Source organism: Coprococcus sp. TF11-13, from assembly GCF_003481085.1.
GTDB lineage: Bacteria > Bacillota > Clostridia > Lachnospirales > Lachnospiraceae > Coprococcus > Coprococcus aceti.
The window spans coordinates 232-529 of sequence record NZ_QUKK01000032.1 but is presented as its reverse complement, the minus strand read 5'-3'; the positions used below and the strand labels follow the sequence as shown (position 1 = coordinate 529).

Here is a 298-nt window from a genome sequence, read left to right as displayed (position 1 = left end):
TATATTGATGATATCAGACGTCAGAGAGATATAATATACATAAGCAAGATGGCGGAATCCCTGGATATATCATCCCTGGACAGATATCGTGCTCAACTGGTAGACGAATATGATCGGCTTGGAACTCTGAAGAAGATTCTGGATGAGGCATACGATCTGTATAAAGAATGTAATGAAAAATTCGAGGCATCTGGACAGACTCTATGCAACCTATATGCTGAAACTCCATGGTATGAGACCAGTGAAGGAAAGCTGGCTATAGGCATAGGCGTGCTTGTGGTTACTGCTGCAGTGGCGA

General features: G+C 43.0%; 1 protein-coding gene. It reads left to right on the top strand.

Annotated elements, in window-relative coordinates; all coding sequences use genetic code 11:
* Positions 1–298 (top strand): hypothetical protein (locus DXD11_RS14275; RefSeq protein WP_199688750.1); only part of this gene is annotated, 298 nt, incomplete at both ends.